Raw genomic sequence first — 19,407 nt, 5'->3', positions numbered from 1 at the left:
TTATTTTTTATGCTGGCCTTACCGAGTTACCACCAAGGTCTTCATCACCGGTTCCGCCAAGTGCAATGGCAGCAGTTGGCGCCGTACCTGAATAGTACACTTTAACATTAAATGCTGTTGTGTATTTTGAACCAGGCACACTTACTACGCCTTTGGATTGTGAAGCTGTATAAACAATAATATTAGTTACTGATGTTACAGCGCAATTTGAACCAACATAAACACCCTGAGATATTGACGGGCCCACAATTTGGCTAACAAGGCGAATGGTAACATTGTCAATCTGCGTGTTAACACATTCATTAAGCAAAATAGGAGAATTTCCAAAGCTACCAGAATGAGTTGCGTCGTAAACAAGGTATAGAATTGCCGCCTGAACAATTATTTGGCTTACCCAGTAGTGGCTAATACATGCCTTGTATGCAAATATATGACCGCCAAGCCAAACGTACATCGGGGAGCGATAAACCTGAGTGTTATCACCCTGGACAAAAAGCCCATAGAGGCAATCTACAACTGTGCACCTCATCCATGCAATACCTTCCAGATATCCGCTTGTGCCATTCGGAGGGAATGCAGCAAACGCCGTTTCACAACCGACAACACCGCAGTTTTCAAATCTACTGTCAGTGCTGATTTTAGTGGTTGCCGTTATTCTCCATCCGATGTTATTTGAGAATTCATCGATATTGTGGGTTGTAGAACCAACCCCAAAATATCTGACATAGCAACAACTAACATTACCAAGCGAAAAATTTACAATATCAAACATAATAATTCCAGTGTTCGCGCTTGATATTGTCGCCGTTGCAATAATTTGCGTAAGGTTGTGAGAGTAGTCCTGCGCGGTGCAGTTAAGGTACATACCTATCTTTGTTTGTCCGATAATTTCCTTGGCTTCTATTTCAATCTTATCAATAAAAATACGACGCTGAGACGTGATCGCAATATTTGCCTGCGCACTATTCCATTCAAGTGACCATTTTGTACCCTGGCATCCCTCAATGGAAACTACTGCGCTGCCGTTGTACACAGCCTGAGTTTTGAATTGAAAATACCCAACCGGAAATTTTATATGAAAGCTGTCAGCCGATACGTATTTTGTGAAAATTCGCTGTAATGCCAGAGAATAATCACCATTATCGGTGCTGCGAACATAATCCATAATGCTCAGCGTTTCTGCAAATCTGTCATGCATGGTACGCAGTATGGCATCTGATGCATACTGATAGCCCACCAGAGAACCAGTCCCGGCCAGTAAGGCGGCCTTGGTTATTCTGGTTAGTAAACCGCCCGCCACTGTTGTCTGTACGCCCGCGTCGGTATCATTAAACCCTACAGACAGAGCACCCTGCCCTGTTCCTGTGCCGGACAGGTTATCGTAAACGGCCTGCACGTCCTTGGCCTGAGCCAGATTAGAAAAGGTTCCCGCAGTAAAAAGGTTTGCCACGCTGGAGCCAGAACCCCAGGCCGCCGCGTCGGTACCCTCCTGGCCCCTTGTGATGGTAAACGTGTCGCCAGAACGTGATGTGACATGCACGATTTCTTTGGCTTTACCTGCTGCCAGTGACGTCAGGGTCACCTTGAAATAGCTTGTGCCTGAAACAGGGGATGGGAAGAGATCGCCTGTTCCTGTGCTTACCTGTAGCGTTGTTGATGCGGCGCTGATATCGGAAACGAGCAAAGTAGAGGCATTGTTTGCCGCCAGCATGGTGAGAGCCATTTATCCTCCGGATTTTAGGCAATAAAAAACCCGCTCGGTGGCGGGTTGATTGATTCTGCAGACGATGAACTAACCGATAACGATGACTTCACCGCTCAGGTAAAAAGGGATGTGAAGCAGCCCTGAATCAAAGGCCTGCTTAAACAGGTCGGCATATTCATAGCCATTGCTTCTTATCAGCACTCCATCATTGTGGTCGTACTGTCGATCATTGAATCCTGTCTCATTGTAAAGTGATGCGTCAGTAAGTTCGGTGTAGCCTTTAGTGATGGTGATAATCATCCCTGTATCCGAAAAAACAACAGAGACAATCCAGTGTTGATCATTAACAATATCCGTACCGTCAACACCCGTGAGAAATCGCATAATCCGGCGTTTCAGCCAGGGGATTGTGAAATAAAAGCCATCGCCCTTATAGAAATTCCACGTCATGATCCGCTTGAACAGGTCGTCAGACACAACAACCTGCTCGGCCTCTCTGACCCGTTTCCGCCCGTTAAACGGCAACTGGTTAAATCTGATCGCGTTATACGGACCGTAAACCTTGCTTTTACCGCTGACCAGTATCGGAGGCTTAACGCCGTAAATTCCCAGCGCTATCCATCGCAACTGGTCGCCAACGTTATAGCCACCGGCAAATACAGGAAGGTTAGCATTCAGCATCCATGAATAGATTTCCTGGGCCATGGTGTTGTAGGCAGTGACAAATGCCCGGATATCATCGTCATCATTATATTGGGTATAGAGGTATGACCTGATAATTTCACTGAGCATGTTAAACCCCGTTAACGATTACACCATCGGATGCGATATACCAGTAACTGAACGGATCTCCGCTGATAATGCTCGTTCCTGCATCGACTGGCGTGATAATGCCGTTAACCGTAACAATGATATTCAGGGTGGTGATCAGGCTCATATCCAGCACGGTATTGACGGCCTGCAAAAAAACATCTTTCAGGTTGTTAACGTTGAGCGGTTTACCAGCAAAAATGTTATTCACATACGAGATAGCGTTTGCCGACACCAGGCTGGAAACTGTCGCATCCGTCAGGTAGTTAACGCTTTCCGTCGCCCACTGGTATGTAATCGTGACTCGTTGCTGTAACGGGATAACGAACGGGATAAGGTAGTTGTCTGGCCAGTCGTTAATCGTCACAACATTGTTGCGCAGATTCGGTGTTACAACCCCGCCGCCAGTCCATGTGCCTGATGATGTAGTGTTAATCCCGATAGAAAATGAATCAGGAGACAGCACAGTGACCGTCAGCGGGACGTTATTCACGCCAGTCATACCTGTAACGCCTGCAATCTCGATAACCTGGCCGGTCGTATATCCGTGTGTGATATCGGTCGTCACAACGCCAGGGTTAGCGTTCGTTATGCCCGTGACGTTTATATTGCACCCGCTCAGCCGGCTGATATCTCCTGCTGATTTGTAGATGGCTCCAGCCATCTCATAAATATCGCCGCCGCCGCACATGATGACCCAGGCGCTGCCGTTCTGGACAACAGACACAAGTCTGGCCTGCACATTCGCAACATCCGTCAACTTCTGGCGGATAAAACCGGGATACCCCTGCACAGTGGACATTTGCCCCTGCCAGACGCGATCACGAAACTGATAATTGGTTTCCGGATCGCCACCTGGTATACCGGCAACGGGATTGTTACAGGTGAGAACAATATCCTGCGGCAGACTGGTGACAATCTGGTTTACCGTGTTTGCCGGTACTGCCCAGGAGCCCGTCACCGTCCCCTGACAGGTAACAGATGACGTTACCCCCGCTGCCGGAATTGTCGTAGTGTCTACCAGCGCATAGCTGTTCGTGCCGTCAGATACCAAAAAACCCTGCGGAATAACGAAACCTGCCGGACCTGAAAATTGAACCGGTACAGTGGTTAGCCCCTGCGTCTGTTGGGGTGCTATGCCGCTTTGCTGGGCCAGCAGGTTCAGCATCGTCAAGTTCGCTTTCAGTGGCCCTACCGAGTTAATCAGATCAACTCTGGCCTGGTCACATACCAGCAGTGCGCCAACATCCGTACTGACAATATCCTCAATCAGCGAACCGGGTAAATCAGTTGTCAGTCCGGGGGACAGGGCCACCGCCTGAGCAACAAGTTGCTCGCGCAGACTTTCTGCGGTTTGCGGTACCGGGCCAGCCGCGGTATAGCTGACAGACAAATCACTCATACATTCACCTGTGCAATAATTTTTGAGCCTGCATTCGTTATGGCTGAAATGTTGTAAACGGGAGGGTCATCACTGACCATGGCAATTTGTAGCGAGGAAAAGTACTGGCTGAACTGTTGCTGCAGGCGGTTAACGTAATAGGTTGGTAAGATTTGCTGAATAACGGATGCCTGCGCGGGTATGCCGTTATTGGCGAAGAATGGCGACTCCTGGGGAGCTAATTTCAGGTTCTGCACCAGCGTTGTCAGGTAAATGGCATCGTTAAATCCGTACTCATCGGTTTCAACCAGGACCCATTTACCCTCTGAATTTCTGCCATAGGTTCTCATTCGGTAATGTTCCCGCTGAATGAACTGGTTGGCGTACCGGTGTTACCGCCGCCGTTACCGTTCGAATGGCGATGACTGTTCAGCCATGAAACCAGCAAAGCCCAGCCTTCCTGCATTATCGCCGGACTTGTACTGGCAGATGCATCCTGTAATTTCCCGGCCTGGCCTGTCAGTTGCCACATTCCCTGAGTTAGCGACAGGACGGTAATTCCCACCTTCACCGTAAAGCTGTCAGGCGTTGCTATGGCCACGCTCTGGGGTGTTAACAGGAAAGTGCTGTTGCTCGCCTTGTCACGAATGGTGACGCCCTCGGGCCCGTACATCGTCAGCACTTCGCCGTCGACGTCGCTCCACTCGGTATTGCTGATCGGCAAATAGGTCAGGGCGCTGAGATTTGGCGGCTGCGTCAGGTCAGCGGTGCCGCCACCCTGCCCGCTCATGCCGCCGATATACGCATCGGCCGGGATGACAATACCCTTATCGCCCGGCTGCATCGGGTAGCGGATATACTCCGGGCCAAACAGGGGAATAGTCACTTGTGGCAGGGTAAACGGGATATTCGTCAGACTGAACGAAACGGTAACCATTTTACCGGATCGTGAAACAACCGTTGCCGGGAGCGTTTTTCCGGCCAGTTCCATGGCCTGCAATATTTTTTCTTCGGAAAAGTTATTCATACTCTTTCCGAAGTTCAGTCGCTGGCTGATCGTCATTGTGCTGGCCCCGTTGTTGTGAACGCCTCGATGATGGTCACCCAGCTATTAGCATCTGCCTGGCGGCTGTTTCCCACCAGACGTACAGCGCTGACCTGGAACACGCCTGTAAAAGCTGCCTGGTTGCGATATTGTGAATAGGATGAGGCCTGAATGATTGTGCTGGCGCCCGCTGGTAGTTTCAGGAAGTCGCCCACCTGAATATCAGCGCGCATGACAGTTCGGATCATGACCTTGTTAAATTCAATCCACGTCGGCTGACCAACCAGATCAGTAAATTCAAGCTGAATGGGAGCGTTTTTTTTCGTAGTGGTCAGGCTGTCCCAGGCGCGAATTTCTTTGCCAGGGAAAATGCATAATTCAACGCCTGAGTAATTCTGATCTCTGATGATGCTTTTGCTGATGGATTTAATATTTGCCGCCAGTTGCTGCACGCTTGAGCAAAATATTGGCGCGTCATAGTTCATCACCAGGTTATCGCTGATTTCGATCTTAATTTTGTAATCCGGGTAAGCACGTTGCAGGGCAAAATATAACGCTATAGATAGCTTCTGCCCCTTACCCCATGGCATCGTTATATTGACAGGGGAACTTATCGACCCGGCGCCAGCCGTGATTATCATGTCCAGAGATAATTCAGTCCCCTGCCAGTTCCCGAAAGGCTGCTGAATTTCGCCTTCGAGCACTAAACCGCTTTGCTTCTGTTTGGCTAACGGTAGCCCCTTTGACATTCCGGCAAAGCCTTTAATGGTCATGCCGAACATGTTTTGCTGGGCCTGCTGCATTTCTTTGATGCTGACCCCGTAAACCCTGACCAGGCTGGATCCCATGGGGGTGGACATGCCGTACTTCTGGATATCAAACTCCACCATCAGGCAGCCGGGGTTAAAATTTCCGTAGTCATCCAGACTCTTATAGCGCCTGTACAAATTCCCATTTTTGTCGAAAATCTGAAAGTCATAGAAGCGCATCAGGTTGTAACCTCTATTTGCCCATTTTTCTCACGCCAGATCAGGGTTGTTGAGGAAAACACGCTATAGATAAGGTTGATACCCCCAGTGGATACAGATCCGACCATTGGCGTATTCAGAATGGTGTTGCCTGAATTATCAGTGATCAGCAGGTACCAGCGCTGGGAGGCGATATTCCACTTTATCTGGCAGTTGTAGACCGTCCCGTCCAGTACCGGCGTAAACAGCATGCTTTCGCGCTCATTGCCGGTAAACGTATAGAGTTCTGTGCTCATAGGCCGAATGTTCCACTTAGTTTACCCACCAGCCCGACGATACTGGATGCGACACCAGACACCGCGCCACCCAGAGAGGTGTTGCCCAGCGCGGCGACAGTATTGGTCCATGACGCATCAGTCATCTTCGTACCACCGTCAATCTTGCTGAGAAAGCTGTTAACAGCCTGCTCCGCTCCGGTTTCCGTAACCAGGGGTTGCTCAAAATCCCACATCCATGAACGCTGAGGGACTGGCTCGCTTGAACTGGTCACATCCTTGACGGTGCGCAGAATGCACCCGCTGTAAATCAGCGCCGGGGTGGCGATAATGAACGTCCCACCCAGGTTTGCATGCGCCTGTAATACAGACTGCAACGCACTGATCGTTACCAGTTTTGTCATTGCCCCGGTATTTTCATTAACTGGGGCATCCATCAACAGGCTGATACGCAACGGCTGGGCCAGCAGCGCGTTAGCCGCCACGGTCTGGTTAGCAAACGGATAGCGGGCAATGTCGTAATCAACCAGCGTTCCTCCCTGCACAGGCCGCCAGTGGCAGAAATACTTATCCAGATCGGTAAGGTTTATCGCACCGCCGATCAGCCCCGTAACAAAGCTTGCGCTTTGCGTCAGGGCCACAATCGGCAGCATTCCGCCAGGTATGCTTTGCGCGATACCGTCACAGAGAATAACCGGCGATATTTCAAAACCGAGTTTGTAGAGCTCGCGAGTGAAAGCCATTATCCGGTAACCCCAAGTTGCGCGCCGGAAACAACTGCGTTGCCGCCGGTGTTGTTGAATATCTGGATCACCGCTCCCTCACTGACCCGGTAGCCAGCGCCCTCTTTTTGCGACATGGCAGAAATGAGTTTTGCCAGTACCGCCGGATTGTTCAGATCGAGCTTCTCGTTTTCACCAAACCGGGTTGCTTTGACAACGTGCCGGATGTATTCGTCGGTGTCGTTTTCGTTCGATGGCGCCCATTTTTTGGCGATATCACTGACCGTATTTACCCCGCGGGAGCCATAAATCTGCAACTGCTTGGCCGCAGCCAGTACACCTTCATCGAGGGTGGGGAACACCGCAAAATCACCACTTCTGGTGTTATGCGTGCCGTATCCCTCAGCCCATCTCAGGTTTGTGGGGTTATTGAACCGGTCGGCAATGGTTCTGCCGGACGCGTTAACGTTGGCCGGCTGTGAATCAACAGGCGTTACGGCACCGCTGGAAAAGAAGCGTTTAACACCTTTCAGCCACCCCCACACATGCGGGTCATCATCGCTGCCTGGCACATACTTCTTCCCGGTCTGCGGATCAACGACAGCGTCATTACCAAGAATGGATGACCCCGATGTTACGTCAGCCGCCGAAAGGTTGGTTTTTCCGACAATCCAGTCGACAACTTTACCGATCACACCCCCCAGCTTCTCAACCTTCGTCATGAAGTCTTCGACGTCTTTGGAGAACTCCGGCGAAGCCAGATAATTACCAAAGCGCTGAATACCACCCGACAGGTTGTCAATCCATTTGCCAAGTTCAGGCGATTTCAGGACGGTATCAATCGCCACTGAAAGCGAGTCGGATAATTTGGTTAGTGCCGGGGTGAGCGGAGCCAGGCCACGAATAAACGTGTTACGGATGCTCTGGCTACTGAAATCGAGTTGTACGTTAAAGTCCTGCCACTGTTTCGCCTGCTGGTCGGTGATCTGCAGCAATCTGGCGTCGCGCTGGGCGCGCTTATCCATGGCGTCAAGTTCCGCTTCGCTCATGTTTTTGAAGCGGTTCAGGTCGTCCAGGGTAAAGAAGTTGGTCAGGCCGTGGGCCTGCGCACCCTGTAACGTGCTACCGTTCTGCACGAAAATATCACGCGCATTGCGGATCATTTGCGGCAGTAACTGGTCAGGTGAGCGGTCAGGGTTGTTGATACCCATCGCGCTGAACTGCCAGCGCTTTGACAGGTCCATCTGCGCATCGCGAATAGCCCCTAACGTCCCCGTCGGGTTGCTCAGCGCACGCTGGTAGTTGATCGCCGTGGAATCAAGAGCGCCAATCGACGTACCGAGGCCGAGAGAGGTAAACCTCTGCGCACTGGCCACAGACGCCAGACGGTTAATACCAAACAGACCGCCAGCACCCAATACGCCAGTAAACACACCTACGATGCCGCTCCACGTCAACAGGCTGGTAGTGGCGTCTTTGATATGTCCGGCCAGCGATTTGGCATCCTTTGTCGCCGCGTTCAGGAAGCCTTTGGCATTACCGGCATTACGGCTAAAGTCGCCCTGGTGCTTCCCTGCCCGTTCCAGATTGGTATTCAGGCGATCAATGCCGCTGTTAATCGACAGGATAGCCGCCGCGCCATCGTTAAATGCCTTTGTCAGCGCCTCGGTTTCGGTTCTGGCCTTTGCCGTTTCCTTTCCGGTATCAGCGATGCCCTGAGCGCTTCCGCGCCATTCCTCCGGCAATCCCTTTAACGCAGCCTGATACTCGTTGAACTTTTCAATAAACGACTGAAACTTCTCATCATTTACATCAATTTCAACTATTGTTTTAGCTGCCATTGAAGCTTCCCCTGTCTTTTAGCGCTGAAATGATGAATCTCTGGCGGTACTGCGCGGGGCTGGAAAACTCCGCGTCGCTGATTTCACGGATCACCCGCCAGAAACCCTCATTAGACGCCCAGTCTAGGAGGGTATGAATGATGTTTCCGGCTGGACATTCTGGGTCGGGGTATCGGTATCCTGATTCGACGTCAGCAAGGAATCGCGGAATTCCGTAACGCTCGATACAGTGAGTTGCCCACCGTACATGCCGATCACCGCCCCCACCGTCGGTGCTATCAGTTCCCGTTTCTGAATGGCAGAGGAAACCATAAAAAAAACGATTTCCCCTTCAACTTCCCGGTATTCGTCCAGCAAAACGATTTGTTGTTTCAGTGCGGTATCAAGCGGAATGACTTTCCATGCGCTGCCGTCGTTGTAGACGACAGATGCCAGCCTTTGCATTTCATCAAGAAGCCCAGGACCTTCCGACGCCCCCTGCTCTTTCAGCTTTTTGCGCAACATCATTGCGGCCACACGTGCTGCGCCAATACCGCCAATTTGAGTGATGAAGTTGTTGAACAGGTTACCCAGCAGGAAGCAATGCTCCTCTACCACTTCATACGGGAACGGGAGAACATGCAGATAGACGGGTAACGCACCATCGCGATTGATGGTGCTGACCAGATTTAATTTTTTGTCGATTTTCACGGATTAGATCCACATGTTGTCATTGGTGGTCAGGTAGCCGCCAATGGTGACCACATACCCGGCATCCATACCGTTGAACGGCAGTTCGTTGAAGTTCAGCAGGTAGCAATTCAGCAATGTGAAGTTACCGAACGTCGTAGCATCCGGGGTGATTACAACCTCACCCAGCGCGGTATCAGTGGCGAAGCGCTGCTGATAGCTGGCCCCGAGACCCTGCGTTTTCAGGAGGTGAACCGTCACGGTCACCTGCTGGTACGGCGTCTGGCTGCCGACAGTCCCGGTCATGGTCGGAATAATGTCAGTAGCGGCGTTGTCCGGCCGCATACTGATCCCGTCTTTACCCAGGTACGATGCGGTGACGTTAAGCGCCGGGACGTCTGTAACAGACAAGGCGCCACGGACGCGATTAAGAAATCCCTGCGGCACTAATGGGTTGCCCATTTTTTACGCCCCTACAAAGTTGGTTACGTTGAGGTTAAAGGTGATGGATTCGAAGCCACGACGCGGGGTCATGATTGCGCTGAGCCCATTGTATTTCCCGTCCTGATAATCGGACGGGTTCAGACTGGTGTAGTTGCTGAACGGCACCGCATTGATTACCGCATTACCCGCATACGTGCCTTTCTCATACTCGGCGTTGAAATCGGCCTGGGTCAGTTTGGCGTTAATCACCTGTCCAAGAATCAGGCCGTAACTGATTCCAGTACGCAGCGTTTTGAGTGCACGGTTTTGAAGTCGGTCGATACCAGCCTGCTCGTAGTACAGCGGGTTAACGGTGGTGTTTGAACCGTTGATGATTTCGTTAGCCAGGTCCAGCTCAAGGTTGATCGCGCACCAGGCCACCGAGTACCAGTAGTTAAACGGGTTGCCATCAAGCATATGACCAGCAACCAGCATTTTATTGCTCAGACCGCCCTCAGCCGCTGTCCCAACGTAGCTGATATCGTTGTCCTGGAGGTTTTTCAACAGGGTGCTGTTACCCTCAATCGGGTATTCAGTGACGCCGTACAGGAAACGGTACGCCATCGGGGGAACCATGTTGGAAGACCCCGGGTCATTCGCCAGAGCAGACTGGAACGCTGCAGCCATTGAGAACTCAGTGGCGGCAATGGCTGGGGCTTCCACGCCTGCAAATACGCTTTTATTCGCCGTAGCTTTCCATGCGGCATACGTTGCGATCGTCGTGGTAACGAAGAAATAAACCAGCGAAGACGGCGACGTATACAGACCAGTCAGCGTCTTGAATGTCGCCTCGGAATCCCACTCGCGCGGCACCAGATAGGAAAAGAACTTCTGATAAGTGTTGCCAAGCGATACATCTTCCGCGATGAAATCGGCAAGCGCTGCGATGGCGTCAATATTCGAAACCGCGCCAAGCTCCAGCACATAAACTGCGCGGCTTGTGCCCTGTGACCAGAACGAGTTATTCATCTGAACAATCTCGTTAGCCACCACCGTTTTTACCGACCCCATTGTGGTTGCCGTTCCGGGGTTGCTGGTCAACGGATAGGTAAAGGTGTTGGCGCCCGTCACCGTAGCGGTGTACGCGCCGTTGTAGCCAGTGGGCGCAACGCCAGAGATGAGGACCGGAACCTGTGATCCGTTAGTCCACCCATGTGCAGCGCTCAGCGTGACAGTGACCGTACCGGTTGCCCAGGCGATAGTTGAAATCGCTTTTGCAGGTGCCAGAATGGAAGCCAGATCAGTTTTTGCGGTCAGCAACTGATATTCGCCTGCATTCAGCGTAGTGCCGCCAACGGAAATCAGCGCACCGGATTTGAGCAGTTGCGACGGTTTCGGCGGGTTAGTCACCGACACGTTAATATTGACGATCGACATTTATTTCTCCGGGCTGATGGAAGGTATGGAAAATGCCACCAGCTTGCGCGCCACGTTGCGCATCCGTTGCTGGTAGTAGTTAACTTTGAATTTGATGGTCTTTCGCTGGGCGATGATGTTCAGCTCGTTTTGCGTGACGCGCTCATCCTGCACAACAGGGATATTCATCACGCCCATTTCAGCGCTGTCGCTTTGCGTGTAGTCCTGTACATAACGCAGGAAGTCCAGCGTTTGCGCGTTACGCAGACCGGTTAGCGACAGCGTCACATCCTCCGATACCAGTTGATACTGGTTCTGCTGGTCGTCCAGATAAAACGCCCCGGCAATCGGGGTTGTATTAGCGCACTTCACCGTTGCGAACGGCGGCGAAATGTTTTGCGATGACAGCATGGCCGGATACATAGGCATGTACTGATTCAGCGTCAGCCATACCGGTAACGAGCTCGAAACAACCACATCGGTGAGATCTATTTCGTCGGCAGAATTAATAATCTGCGACCGCATGTGCGGGAAAATCGCTTCACCAGTGTAGTGATAAAGGTTGGCCGGTTCGTTAAGGCCGATACGCCGTGAAAAAGAGAATTGCAGGCCAAAGAATTCGCCGATATAGAGGACGTCTGAGCCAATGTCGTTAAACGGGTCAATATCAGACTGCGCGGTAAACGTCACAACGTTGCGGTCGTAAAGCTGCTCGTCGTTCTGAATTGTCTCGGTCGTCAGGTGCAGATAACCTTTAACCTGTACGGTGTCCTGCGTCGGATCCGCAACATCAGTCAGCGATGCCTTTACCCAGAACACGAATCCATCCAGCGGAAGGACTTTGTGAATGTACCGGGTAAACGTCACCTCCTGATAGCGGCTAAGGTCGTCAAGCCCGTCAGTGAGTGCGGCGTTCAGCTCTGTTTTTGCGTTGTTTAATTCACTCAGGGAAGGCATTCAGCACCCCGCTTACCCAGGCCATCATTGCCCCCTGATACGTGCCAGTATCAATAAACGAAGGGCGCGGATTGCCTTTTTTGTTTTTCAGGCGCTTACTGATACCTTCCAGCGCCCTCCGCGTTGGCACTCCTGGCATGCCATTCATTTCTTGACTATCCAGGAATGCAGAAAAGAGATGGTGAATCCTTTCCATTGAACTCCTGAATGGGTCCTTTTGAGGCGGAAATCCAGCTATCAGGTTCTCCAGTTGACCAGCCATGTCCTCACTCATCATGTCCACTATTTCCCTCTCATAGCGGTCAAAGAACGTCTGCATGATCTGGTATTTCTCTTCGAGGTATTCAGCCACGTCCCCGGTTGTGGTGTCCTCGTCCTCGTAGGGGATATCAATAACCCCGAGATGCAGCGTTATCACGATAACCCCCACAGACTCCCGAACTGCTGCGCAATCATCAGGTAGCGGCGGCCCCACGGGTCTTTCAGCATCTGCAGATCAGCCAGAGACAGGTCTTTGAAGAAATCCGGTACCAGCCTTTGCGCACTGGTCGCGTTGTCACTGGCCCCGGTGATAACCCCCGCGGTGAAGTCGTTAAGCTTCAACTTGTCGCGGGTCCCGGCGAATACTGACTCAGTCCCGTAATTGACAAGAAACGACGCGGCGAGGTTATAAACGGCGACTGCGTAAAACTGAGGCATCACCATTTCAATGTCCTGGTTTACCCACTCAACCGCGCCGCCGTAAGCCAGAGAGATTGACGGCGAGTTGTCGGGAACCTGCGTGGCGTCAATACCCATATCAGTTCGAACGAAGTCGATAAATCCCGACAGACTGATGGTCATTTTTTCTTGCTCCCGGCTTTCTGAGTGCCGATGGTTTCATTAACAACCGGCGCATCTTCGTTTTCTTCGCGCCCTTTCATTTGTTCAGCAGAAAACTCAAGCTCCCCGCTGTAGCCAGTTCTGTTTTCAGTCAGGGTCTTGTCGAGTGCGGCCAGTGATGCCTGGCGAATCTGATGTGCGCCGCGGGAAAGGTGATCATCGTTATCGCGGATGGCCTTTTCGATGACGCTGGAAACTACCGGCTTATCGATGTTGTAGCAAAGACCGACAAAAGCCTTGCTCTGGTCAATATTCCGGGAATTGATCAGGCCGTAAATTGCATGGTGCTCGATTACCGCGTTGACCTCATCGCTTGAGCCATCCAGAACCATCATTTGCGAACCTGGTTCAATGGGGATCTGACGTAGGCGACCAGTTTCAAGAACGCGATAAACAAAAATGTTGCGCTGCTTGGTTGTATTGGCGACAAAAAGTTTCATTTTGACCTCATAAAAAAGCCCCTGCCGGATCACCGAAAGGGGCTTAAGATTTGTTGGTTTGTTAAAAACTTATGGGTTACGCGCTGTACGCCATCGACAGGATGGTGATTGCTTCCGGACGGACACCCCAACCAGACGTTGAACGCAGCTCGGACAGCACATCAACAGCACCACCAGGGATCGGCGTAGGAATTTCACGCGGTGCCGCCATGTCACACCACATCAGTGCGTTTGCCGCCAGGTTCGGTGACAGTTTCGCAAATTCGTTGGTGTTAATGGTTGAATTCACCATCGGCGTTTCAATTTCCGGGATGGTGATAATCACTGCATCCGTACCGCCAGCACCTTTCCCAATCAGTGTATCGTCATACACCCAGTCAGTCTGAACACCAGCCCCGGCCAGGATGGCATCAACCATGCCCGCAACCGTTGCAGTGCCTGCACCTACGCGTTGATAGGAAGTGAGCTCAACAACTTTTTGGATTTCCATCGTACCCAGCACGCGCTGCGGTCCGCAGATAACGACGCGTAACTGGCGCCCTAACTGCATGGTACGAGTCAGAGCAGCCTGAACGTGCCCAAGGATGTAAACGGCAAGTTGGTTTGCATCATACGTCAGGACGGTAGTATTACCATTGCTGTCTGCTGGCAGCGTTTCAGTCGTCGCACCAGCGGTATTCAACAGTCCTTCGCCGCTCGCCGGGTTCATGCCATACAACAGGATGTTGCGCAGTTGCTGGAAAATGCCCTGGCGCATGCCGAGGCGCTGCGCTTCCGGAAGTGCGATATTCCAGCCGCCGGCCGCCGCTACGTCGTGGTGATCGTAAATACCACGGCAGCGAAGCAGGTAGGATGGCGTTGAAATCATCCGTGCTTCCATTGCAACGCTGGGCAACTGGTTAGCGTTACCAGACTGGCTTGATGCTACCTGCGTGCGAATGTCGAGACGACGCATGTAAGCGTATTGATCGCCAACACCCAGGCGAACCTGCGGGTTACCGCTGGCGATGGTTTCGAACGCGCCGGACGCCTGCTGCTGACCAATAATCATCTCAGGAGCAATGTACGACGGGTTCACGATTGTATAGCTGGGGGTAATTGCAGCCATTTAATTCAGCTCCCGATTAAAGTAAGACCAGCGCGCAGTTGTCGGTGTCATTCCAGGTCAGGAAACCGGTCGTGCTGTTATATGAAACAGTTTTCGAGTTTCCGGCCTGAATGGACAGGACTTTCACTGGCAGGGTAAATGCTGCTACTGCTGTAGCGTTCGGCGCTGCCACAGTTGCCTGAGTGGTTGCTGCACCAGACGGAACGGTTGCAGGAACAAACGTCAGGGTAGTGGGGGACGGTACCGATGTTACGTAGTAGGTACCGTTGTAATCAGCCGGAACTGCGCCGCTCAGCGTGATGTACTGACCCGCTGTAATGCCATGCGCCGCTGCAAAGGTTGCCGTAGCAACGCCATTGGCGTAGGCAATAGCAGTGGTGGTCAGGTTGCCGCCTGCATACGCCGCAGCCGCAGCCGTGGTTAACTGGCTGTTAACGAAGTCCCATGCCAGCGGTGTTTTCACCGACGCGCCAGTTGTGCCGAGTGCAACCACCGCAGAGGATGCTTTCAGCGGAACGCGCATGTTTGATCCGATACGGTAATACGAGACACTCATACCAGACGCAAACTGCGGAACCGGGGATTGCGGCGTGGTCAGGCCGTTGTGCGCCTGATTGAATACCGTAAAACCTTCCAGTTCACTGACGCTGGCAGCGCGGCGAATGGTGGAACCTTTCGGGCTTGATGCGGTACCCGGCAGAAATTCAGCAACCGGCAAACCTCCCCACATCGGGGTGGTTTCTGTTGATGCCACGGTGCCTGACGCAAGGTTAAACCGGTTGGCTGGATCATCCAGCGCTACACCCTGAATCAGCCCATCGGACTGCACACCGAAGGAGCCACGCGCATTGGTGGTTGCCATCGGGTTAAGAGATAAGTTAGCCATGCTTGAGAGCTCCCATTAAGCCTGGTTGTTGAATGCGAGGACCTGGCGTTTGCCAAGTTTGAACGGCGCCCACGCCGCAGCCGGGTCACCTTCGAAAGTGCTGATCATGCGTCCAGTCGCATCAGCGCGTTTAATTTCACGCAATTGGCCGGGTCCGACAGACAGGCTCGCAGCAGATTGCGCATCAGCGTAAATCTGTTTCTCGGCGATGTTCAGCAACTGAGCGTCGGCGATAGCAGACAGATCAACGTTTTTGAAATCTGGCGAATGTTCCTGCAGTTTCACCAGCAGGCGGCGACGGTATGGCAAAGGCTTCTCGCCGGGTGTCGGTGACGGTGCGCGCTGACCGAATGCGGAAAAAACAGAGTCTGCTTTGATCTGAGCATCAGCCAGTTCATTGCGTTCTGCGTCAGACAACTCAGTGGGGATCCGGCTTCTCAGTTCAGCGATTTCGCGGCGCAGATCGGAATCCGCTTTTTCTTTCTTGTCTGCCTCTTCGGCGTCGGCTTTCGCCTTTTCATCGGCGTCCGCCTTCTCCTTCGCGGCCTTTTCATCGGCATCGGCTTTAGCTTTCGCCTCTTCCGCTTCTTTTGCCTCGGCGTCAGCCTTTTCTTTCTTTGCCGCCTCTTCGGCGTCAGCTTTGGCCTTGGCGTCTTTTTCTGCGTCTGCCTTTGCCATGCGAGCATCCATGCACTTATTGAATAGCTCTACAAATTTTTCCTCGTCCATCTTTTCAGCCTCTTTGGGAATGGAATCAGATTTAACACCAGTGGGGTTAAGGAGCTTGTCCCATACGCCCTGTTCACAAATTGCCACGTGGTCCAGCAATACCGGGGAACCCTCCACCAATAGAGGCTGACCATCGACTTTGATGATGGCGTCCTGTATCTCGCTAAACGTGACGGTCGGGGAGGTGCTGAGTTGCCGGGTCGCCATGATTTCGGCGGCTTCGGCGTCATACACGCGGGCGATAGCCCACACCTCGCCGTTATCAGCCACCCAACTGTTTGTCAGGGTGCCGATAACACGTTTCGCGAATTCATCGCTGTCGAGCTTGTTTTTCTCCGGGTGAAGCCAGATAAGCGGGACGCCCGCCACTCGCTGGAGAAATTCTGGGGTGAGATAGTCATCCGGATTGCGGAATGCCATCTGTTGATCTGCTGAACGCCACGTAACACCGGTTCCGGTCACGCGAATGGCGTACAGCCACATGTTGATAAAAAATTGCGGACTGCTCAGGGTGCCATCGGCAATGAGCGCGGCCACATCGGTTTCGTTGAGCGGTTGTGCGGCCATGACTGCGGCGAACGGCGGGTGCAACGGCTTGGGCATGTCATCGATGCTGAACCAGCCGGCGGCCAGAGACTCATCGTTAATAACCGCTTCAAAATTCTCTGCGACGTCAGCCCGGTACGTCAGGTAATCGCCCGCTACGCTATACGGCGTAAGCGGCCCGTCGTACTTATAGCCGGTCTCTTCCCGTACCTCGCGCCGCGCTGCCGCTTCTGCCAGTTCTCCTGGCTCCAGTTTTCCGCCTGGCGGGCACCATGTACCGTCATCGGATCGCTGAATGAGGAAGATTTTCTTTCCCTGCCGGAACATGATGCCGCTAGCAAAAATAGCCACGTTTCAATGCTCCTATGTCTTTTTCATCGACTCCAGAAACTTGCTGCCCTTCTGGGTCAGCATGTAATCGGGAATGCTGCGGAGGTTGTACAGGTAGGTCACGTAACAGCTACAAAAAACCTCTTCACCGGGCTGAGTGATTTCGTCGAGATAACCAGCGGGTCCGGGCTTCACGTAGCCATTTTTCTGCGCCCAGTTGCCACGAATGAGATAGACCAGCAGGTCTCGCTCTTTGTGATCTACCCGGTAGTGATAGCCGGGCCTGCGCCAGTGGCTGTGCCATTCGGCAGCAATCGCGTTATTGCTGGTTGCGATCACGTTGTCGATGTTGGCGATCAGCTTGTGATTCTGGTCAATCATCACCCGGCGCGCTTCGTAATCGAGTTGCTCGGCGCTTTTCTGGATATGCCCGGCAGCCTCCAGCATCGTGCCCTGAATGCCGCGCAGCGCGATTGAATCCGCTGACGGAATGCTGCTGGCCCAGCCACTGAAACGCGATAATGTCGTGTCGATGGCTTTCTGGCGGTTCAGCTTAATCAGATCGACGCTGGACAGTATTCGCCGGTCCAGTTCCGCGCGTAGCTTCGGCTCAAGGTAATTCACCGTGAACCGGGATAAGCCAGGATGGCGTTTAAGCGCGCCAGCGCGGTTTACCTCCATTTCATACGAACCGGTCAGGCGTCGGGACACAACGGCGGCGTAATCCTCCGCAGTCTCTCCTTCTGCCGCCTCGCGGATGTACCACTGCCAGCGCTCCAGTTCTTCGCGCGAGGTGTAGCCGTTAGCCAGGAAGAACTTAACGGCCTCCCTGACTTTGCGCGTAAACTGGTTCATAGGCTCATTCCGCCTGGTATTGATGCCGGGTCAGGCTGTGAGGGTGGAGGATTATCACGCAGCGATTCGTAATCCAGATCGATACGTTGCGGGAACAGGTTTTCGTTAGTGTTGGCGTTTTCGCAGGCCCACTTAATGAGCGTGGCCCTGTTTTCCGGGTCCGCTGCAAGCTGTGGCAACAATGACTCCAGCATACTGACGATCGCCTTAAATCGCGTCTCGTCAACCTTCACTTTCTCGCTTTCTGGCTCTTTCAGGGATGATGGCCAGCGGTACTCGAAGTTGTTTATCCATGACTGAAAATACACGCTGTAGGTATCTTTCAGTTGCGGAATATCAATGCGTAAGGCTTTGAAAAAGTCATAACTCCACGCCCGGTACTGGCAGATGCGGATAAAGAACTCGTAAACCGTTTCCAGCCAGCGGCGAATGTCATCAACGTAGACGGCGACCGCCTTGGCGTCCTCAGTACCTTCACCGAAGCCCTGCGTGAACGTCTCGCTATTCAGGAGAATGGCGGGCATGTCAGCAGCAGCGGCGATGTTTGCCAGGATGTGATTACGGGCAGAATCAAGAGGCTTCTCAAGGTTGCTCAGGTCGATAGACTGAATTACATCCTCATGCCCGATCTGTAGCACCTCGCCTGTCTTACCGCGTTTCAACATCATGCGCTTGATGCCGCCCAGCGCCTGCATGGCTTTGTTTACGATTGAACTGGCGTTCTTGATCATCGCCACCAGCAGTCCACCCTTCACCGCCACCATGTCATCAGTGCGCATGGTCTGAATGAACGATTTCAGCGGGAAAAGGGCGCGCTGGTAAACGCTGCGCCCGGTGAATCCGAATGCTGCCGGGTTGTACGCCAGATAAAGCGGATCTTCGTTCTGCAACACCACGCAGCGCGATTTGTGATACGCCTTGCCCGCTACCTTGATACCATCGACTTTCTGGAAGTCGGAGGCGTTCGGGTCCTGGTTCAGCACGATAGAGCCCGCCGTGTTCAGCGGGTCCAGAATGTTAAAGCTGACGTTATGCTTGTACAGGGTCCGGTAGTCGAGAGCCTGGGAAGGCTCCTGATTATCCACCAGCATGGCGATTGCCGATGTGCCGTAAATCCTCGCTATGCGCGCGGCGGCCGCGATGTGCTGGTCCGCTTTCAGCGCTTTCCATTCTTTCTCGAACGCGTCACGCAGGCGCTGCTCAAGCGAATAAGTTTGCGCAATGTGGACGGTACGCGGCTCATTCATCGCCATCTTAATCGGGCGATCAACCATCTTCCCGCCCAGCGGGTGGAAAATGTAAATCGTTTTGCAGGTCTGATAACCAACGCTGCTACCAGGCTGGATATCTTCACTGTCGAGCAGCGAGAGCAGCTCCGGCGAATAACTGCCGATCTGGATATCATCTTCGTTCATTAGT

The 19,407-nt window shown here is 52.6% G+C and carries 21 protein-coding genes; all 21 read right to left on the bottom strand.

Annotated features, from left to right (window positions below; translation table 11 throughout):
• Nucleotides 1–7 precede the first annotated feature (7 nt).
• The 21 genes from MRY16398_RS06735 to MRY16398_RS06635 all read right to left on the bottom strand — a co-directional run bounded on the left by MRY16398_RS06735 (nucleotide 8) and on the right by MRY16398_RS06635 (nucleotide 19,403).
• Nucleotides 8–1,723 (bottom strand): hypothetical protein, encoded by a 1,716-nt coding sequence (locus MRY16398_RS06735; RefSeq protein WP_125124059.1) that lies wholly within the window; start codon nucleotides 1,721–1,723, stop codon nucleotides 8–10.
• Nucleotides 1,724–1,792: 69 nt separating this feature from the next.
• Nucleotides 1,793–2,497, bottom strand: a complete 705-nt coding sequence (locus MRY16398_RS06730) for a hypothetical protein (protein ID WP_125124058.1) — start codon at nucleotides 2,495–2,497, stop codon at nucleotides 1,793–1,795.
• 1 nt (nucleotide 2,498) lies between these two features.
• Nucleotides 2,499–3,917: a ubiquitin-activating E1 FCCH domain-containing protein gene (locus tag MRY16398_RS06725; RefSeq protein ID WP_125124057.1), complete on the bottom strand. Its 1,419-nt coding sequence runs from the start codon at nucleotides 3,915–3,917 to the stop codon at nucleotides 2,499–2,501.
• Nucleotides 3,914–4,246 (bottom strand): hypothetical protein, encoded by a 333-nt coding sequence (locus MRY16398_RS06720; RefSeq protein WP_107224179.1) that lies wholly within the window; start codon nucleotides 4,244–4,246, stop codon nucleotides 3,914–3,916. The genes MRY16398_RS06725 and MRY16398_RS06720 overlap by 4 nt, the downstream gene beginning before the upstream one ends.
• Nucleotides 4,243–4,959: a hypothetical protein gene (locus MRY16398_RS06715; protein WP_125124056.1), complete on the bottom strand. Its 717-nt coding sequence runs from the start codon at nucleotides 4,957–4,959 to the stop codon at nucleotides 4,243–4,245. The genes MRY16398_RS06720 and MRY16398_RS06715 overlap by 4 nt, the downstream gene beginning before the upstream one ends.
• Nucleotides 4,956–5,930: a hypothetical protein gene (locus MRY16398_RS06710; RefSeq protein WP_125124055.1), complete on the bottom strand. Its 975-nt coding sequence runs from the start codon at nucleotides 5,928–5,930 to the stop codon at nucleotides 4,956–4,958. Before MRY16398_RS06710 ends, MRY16398_RS06715 begins: the two co-directional genes overlap by 4 nt.
• Entirely contained in the window at nucleotides 5,930–6,205 is a 276-nt protein-coding gene (locus MRY16398_RS06705; RefSeq protein WP_125124054.1) for a hypothetical protein, read from the bottom strand. Before MRY16398_RS06705 ends, MRY16398_RS06710 begins: the two co-directional genes overlap by 1 nt.
• Nucleotides 6,202–6,927, bottom strand: coding sequence for a hypothetical protein (locus MRY16398_RS06700; protein WP_125124053.1), 726 nt, complete (start codon nucleotides 6,925–6,927; stop codon nucleotides 6,202–6,204). The genes MRY16398_RS06705 and MRY16398_RS06700 overlap by 4 nt, the downstream gene beginning before the upstream one ends.
• Nucleotides 6,927–8,747 carry a hypothetical protein gene (locus tag MRY16398_RS06695; RefSeq protein ID WP_125124052.1) on the bottom strand — a complete coding sequence of 607 codons (1,821 nt, stop codon included), beginning with the start codon at nucleotides 8,745–8,747 and terminating at the stop codon, nucleotides 6,927–6,929. Before MRY16398_RS06695 ends, MRY16398_RS06700 begins: the two co-directional genes overlap by 1 nt.
• A 123-nt stretch (nucleotides 8,748–8,870) precedes the next feature.
• Nucleotides 8,871–9,437, bottom strand: a complete 567-nt coding sequence (locus MRY16398_RS06690; RefSeq protein WP_125124051.1) for a hypothetical protein — start codon at nucleotides 9,435–9,437, stop codon at nucleotides 8,871–8,873.
• Nucleotides 9,438–9,440: 3 nt separating this feature from the next.
• Nucleotides 9,441–9,878, bottom strand: a complete 438-nt coding sequence (locus tag MRY16398_RS06685) for a hypothetical protein (protein WP_125124050.1) — start codon at nucleotides 9,876–9,878, stop codon at nucleotides 9,441–9,443.
• Between the two features lie 3 nt (nucleotides 9,879–9,881).
• Nucleotides 9,882–11,276 carry a hypothetical protein gene (locus tag MRY16398_RS06680; protein WP_125124049.1) on the bottom strand — a complete coding sequence of 465 codons (1,395 nt, stop codon included), beginning with the start codon at nucleotides 11,274–11,276 and terminating at the stop codon, nucleotides 9,882–9,884.
• Nucleotides 11,277–12,212, bottom strand: coding sequence for a hypothetical protein (locus tag MRY16398_RS06675; RefSeq protein ID WP_110294646.1), 936 nt, complete (start codon nucleotides 12,210–12,212; stop codon nucleotides 11,277–11,279). It lies immediately after the preceding gene.
• Nucleotides 12,196–12,630, bottom strand: a complete 435-nt coding sequence (locus MRY16398_RS06670) for a hypothetical protein (protein ID WP_125124048.1) — start codon at nucleotides 12,628–12,630, stop codon at nucleotides 12,196–12,198. The genes MRY16398_RS06675 and MRY16398_RS06670 overlap by 17 nt, the downstream gene beginning before the upstream one ends.
• Nucleotides 12,627–13,055, bottom strand: coding sequence for a hypothetical protein (locus MRY16398_RS06665; protein WP_107224190.1), 429 nt, complete (start codon nucleotides 13,053–13,055; stop codon nucleotides 12,627–12,629). Before MRY16398_RS06665 ends, MRY16398_RS06670 begins: the two co-directional genes overlap by 4 nt.
• Nucleotides 13,052–13,534, bottom strand: a complete 483-nt coding sequence (locus MRY16398_RS06660; RefSeq protein WP_107224191.1) for a hypothetical protein — start codon at nucleotides 13,532–13,534, stop codon at nucleotides 13,052–13,054. The genes MRY16398_RS06665 and MRY16398_RS06660 overlap by 4 nt, the downstream gene beginning before the upstream one ends.
• A 76-nt stretch (nucleotides 13,535–13,610) precedes the next feature.
• Entirely contained in the window at nucleotides 13,611–14,642 is a 1,032-nt protein-coding gene (locus tag MRY16398_RS06655) for a DUF2184 domain-containing protein (protein WP_107224192.1), read from the bottom strand.
• A 16-nt stretch (nucleotides 14,643–14,658) separates the two neighbouring features.
• On the bottom strand, nucleotides 14,659–15,528 hold the full coding sequence (locus MRY16398_RS06650) for a hypothetical protein (RefSeq protein WP_125124047.1): 870 nt from the start codon (nucleotides 15,526–15,528) through the stop codon (nucleotides 14,659–14,661).
• Nucleotides 15,529–15,543: 15 nt separating this feature from the next.
• Complete coding sequence (locus MRY16398_RS06645) at nucleotides 15,544–17,154, bottom strand: NUDIX hydrolase (RefSeq protein WP_125124046.1); 1,611 nt, start codon at nucleotides 17,152–17,154, stop codon at nucleotides 15,544–15,546.
• 12 nt (nucleotides 17,155–17,166) lie between these two features.
• Nucleotides 17,167–17,988 carry a hypothetical protein gene (locus tag MRY16398_RS06640; RefSeq protein WP_125124045.1) on the bottom strand — a complete coding sequence of 274 codons (822 nt, stop codon included), beginning with the start codon at nucleotides 17,986–17,988 and terminating at the stop codon, nucleotides 17,167–17,169.
• Entirely contained in the window at nucleotides 17,985–19,403 is a 1,419-nt protein-coding gene (locus MRY16398_RS06635; protein WP_125124044.1) for an anti-CBASS protein Acb1 family protein, read from the bottom strand. Before MRY16398_RS06635 ends, MRY16398_RS06640 begins: the two co-directional genes overlap by 4 nt.
• Between the last annotated feature and the right edge of the window lie 4 nt (nucleotides 19,404–19,407).

It is taken from the genome of Phytobacter sp. MRY16-398 (assembly GCF_003925915.1).
Classification (GTDB): domain Bacteria; phylum Pseudomonadota; class Gammaproteobacteria; order Enterobacterales; family Enterobacteriaceae; genus Phytobacter; species Phytobacter diazotrophicus.
Note: the sequence above shows the minus strand (reverse complement) of the source record. Positions and strands in the feature narration are given on the sequence as shown.

Excerpts from the sequence above, each read along its gene's own strand:
- MRY16398_RS06735 (WP_125124059.1), bottom strand. The coding sequence starts at position 1,723 with ATGGCTCTCACCATGCTGGCGGCAAACAATGCCTCTACTTTGCTCGTT.
- MRY16398_RS06730 (WP_125124058.1), bottom strand. The coding sequence starts at position 2,497 with ATGCTCAGTGAAATTATCAGGTCATACCTCTATACCCAATATAATGAT.
- MRY16398_RS06725 (WP_125124057.1), bottom strand. The coding sequence starts at position 3,917 with ATGAGTGATTTGTCTGTCAGCTATACCGCGGCTGGCCCGGTACCGCAA.
- MRY16398_RS06720 (WP_107224179.1), bottom strand. The coding sequence starts at position 4,246 with ATGAGAACCTATGGCAGAAATTCAGAGGGTAAATGGGTCCTGGTTGAA.
- MRY16398_RS06715 (WP_125124056.1), bottom strand. The coding sequence starts at position 4,959 with ATGACGATCAGCCAGCGACTGAACTTCGGAAAGAGTATGAATAACTTT.
- MRY16398_RS06710 (WP_125124055.1), bottom strand. The coding sequence starts at position 5,930 with ATGCGCTTCTATGACTTTCAGATTTTCGACAAAAATGGGAATTTGTAC.
- MRY16398_RS06705 (WP_125124054.1), bottom strand. The coding sequence starts at position 6,205 with ATGAGCACAGAACTCTATACGTTTACCGGCAATGAGCGCGAAAGCATG.
- MRY16398_RS06700 (WP_125124053.1), bottom strand. The coding sequence starts at position 6,927 with ATGGCTTTCACTCGCGAGCTCTACAAACTCGGTTTTGAAATATCGCCG.
- MRY16398_RS06695 (WP_125124052.1), bottom strand. The coding sequence starts at position 8,747 with ATGGCAGCTAAAACAATAGTTGAAATTGATGTAAATGATGAGAAGTTT.
- MRY16398_RS06685 (WP_125124050.1), bottom strand. The coding sequence starts at position 9,878 with ATGGGCAACCCATTAGTGCCGCAGGGATTTCTTAATCGCGTCCGTGGC.
- MRY16398_RS06680 (WP_125124049.1), bottom strand. The coding sequence starts at position 11,276 with ATGTCGATCGTCAATATTAACGTGTCGGTGACTAACCCGCCGAAACCG.
- MRY16398_RS06675 (WP_110294646.1), bottom strand. The coding sequence starts at position 12,212 with ATGCCTTCCCTGAGTGAATTAAACAACGCAAAAACAGAGCTGAACGCC.
- MRY16398_RS06665 (WP_107224190.1), bottom strand. The coding sequence starts at position 13,055 with ATGACCATCAGTCTGTCGGGATTTATCGACTTCGTTCGAACTGATATG.
- MRY16398_RS06660 (WP_107224191.1), bottom strand. The coding sequence starts at position 13,534 with ATGAAACTTTTTGTCGCCAATACAACCAAGCAGCGCAACATTTTTGTT.
- MRY16398_RS06655 (WP_107224192.1), bottom strand. The coding sequence starts at position 14,642 with ATGGCTGCAATTACCCCCAGCTATACAATCGTGAACCCGTCGTACATT.
- MRY16398_RS06650 (WP_125124047.1), bottom strand. The coding sequence starts at position 15,528 with ATGGCTAACTTATCTCTTAACCCGATGGCAACCACCAATGCGCGTGGC.
- MRY16398_RS06640 (WP_125124045.1), bottom strand. The coding sequence starts at position 17,988 with ATGAACCAGTTTACGCGCAAAGTCAGGGAGGCCGTTAAGTTCTTCCTG.
- MRY16398_RS06635 (WP_125124044.1), bottom strand. The coding sequence starts at position 19,403 with ATGAACGAAGATGATATCCAGATCGGCAGTTATTCGCCGGAGCTGCTC.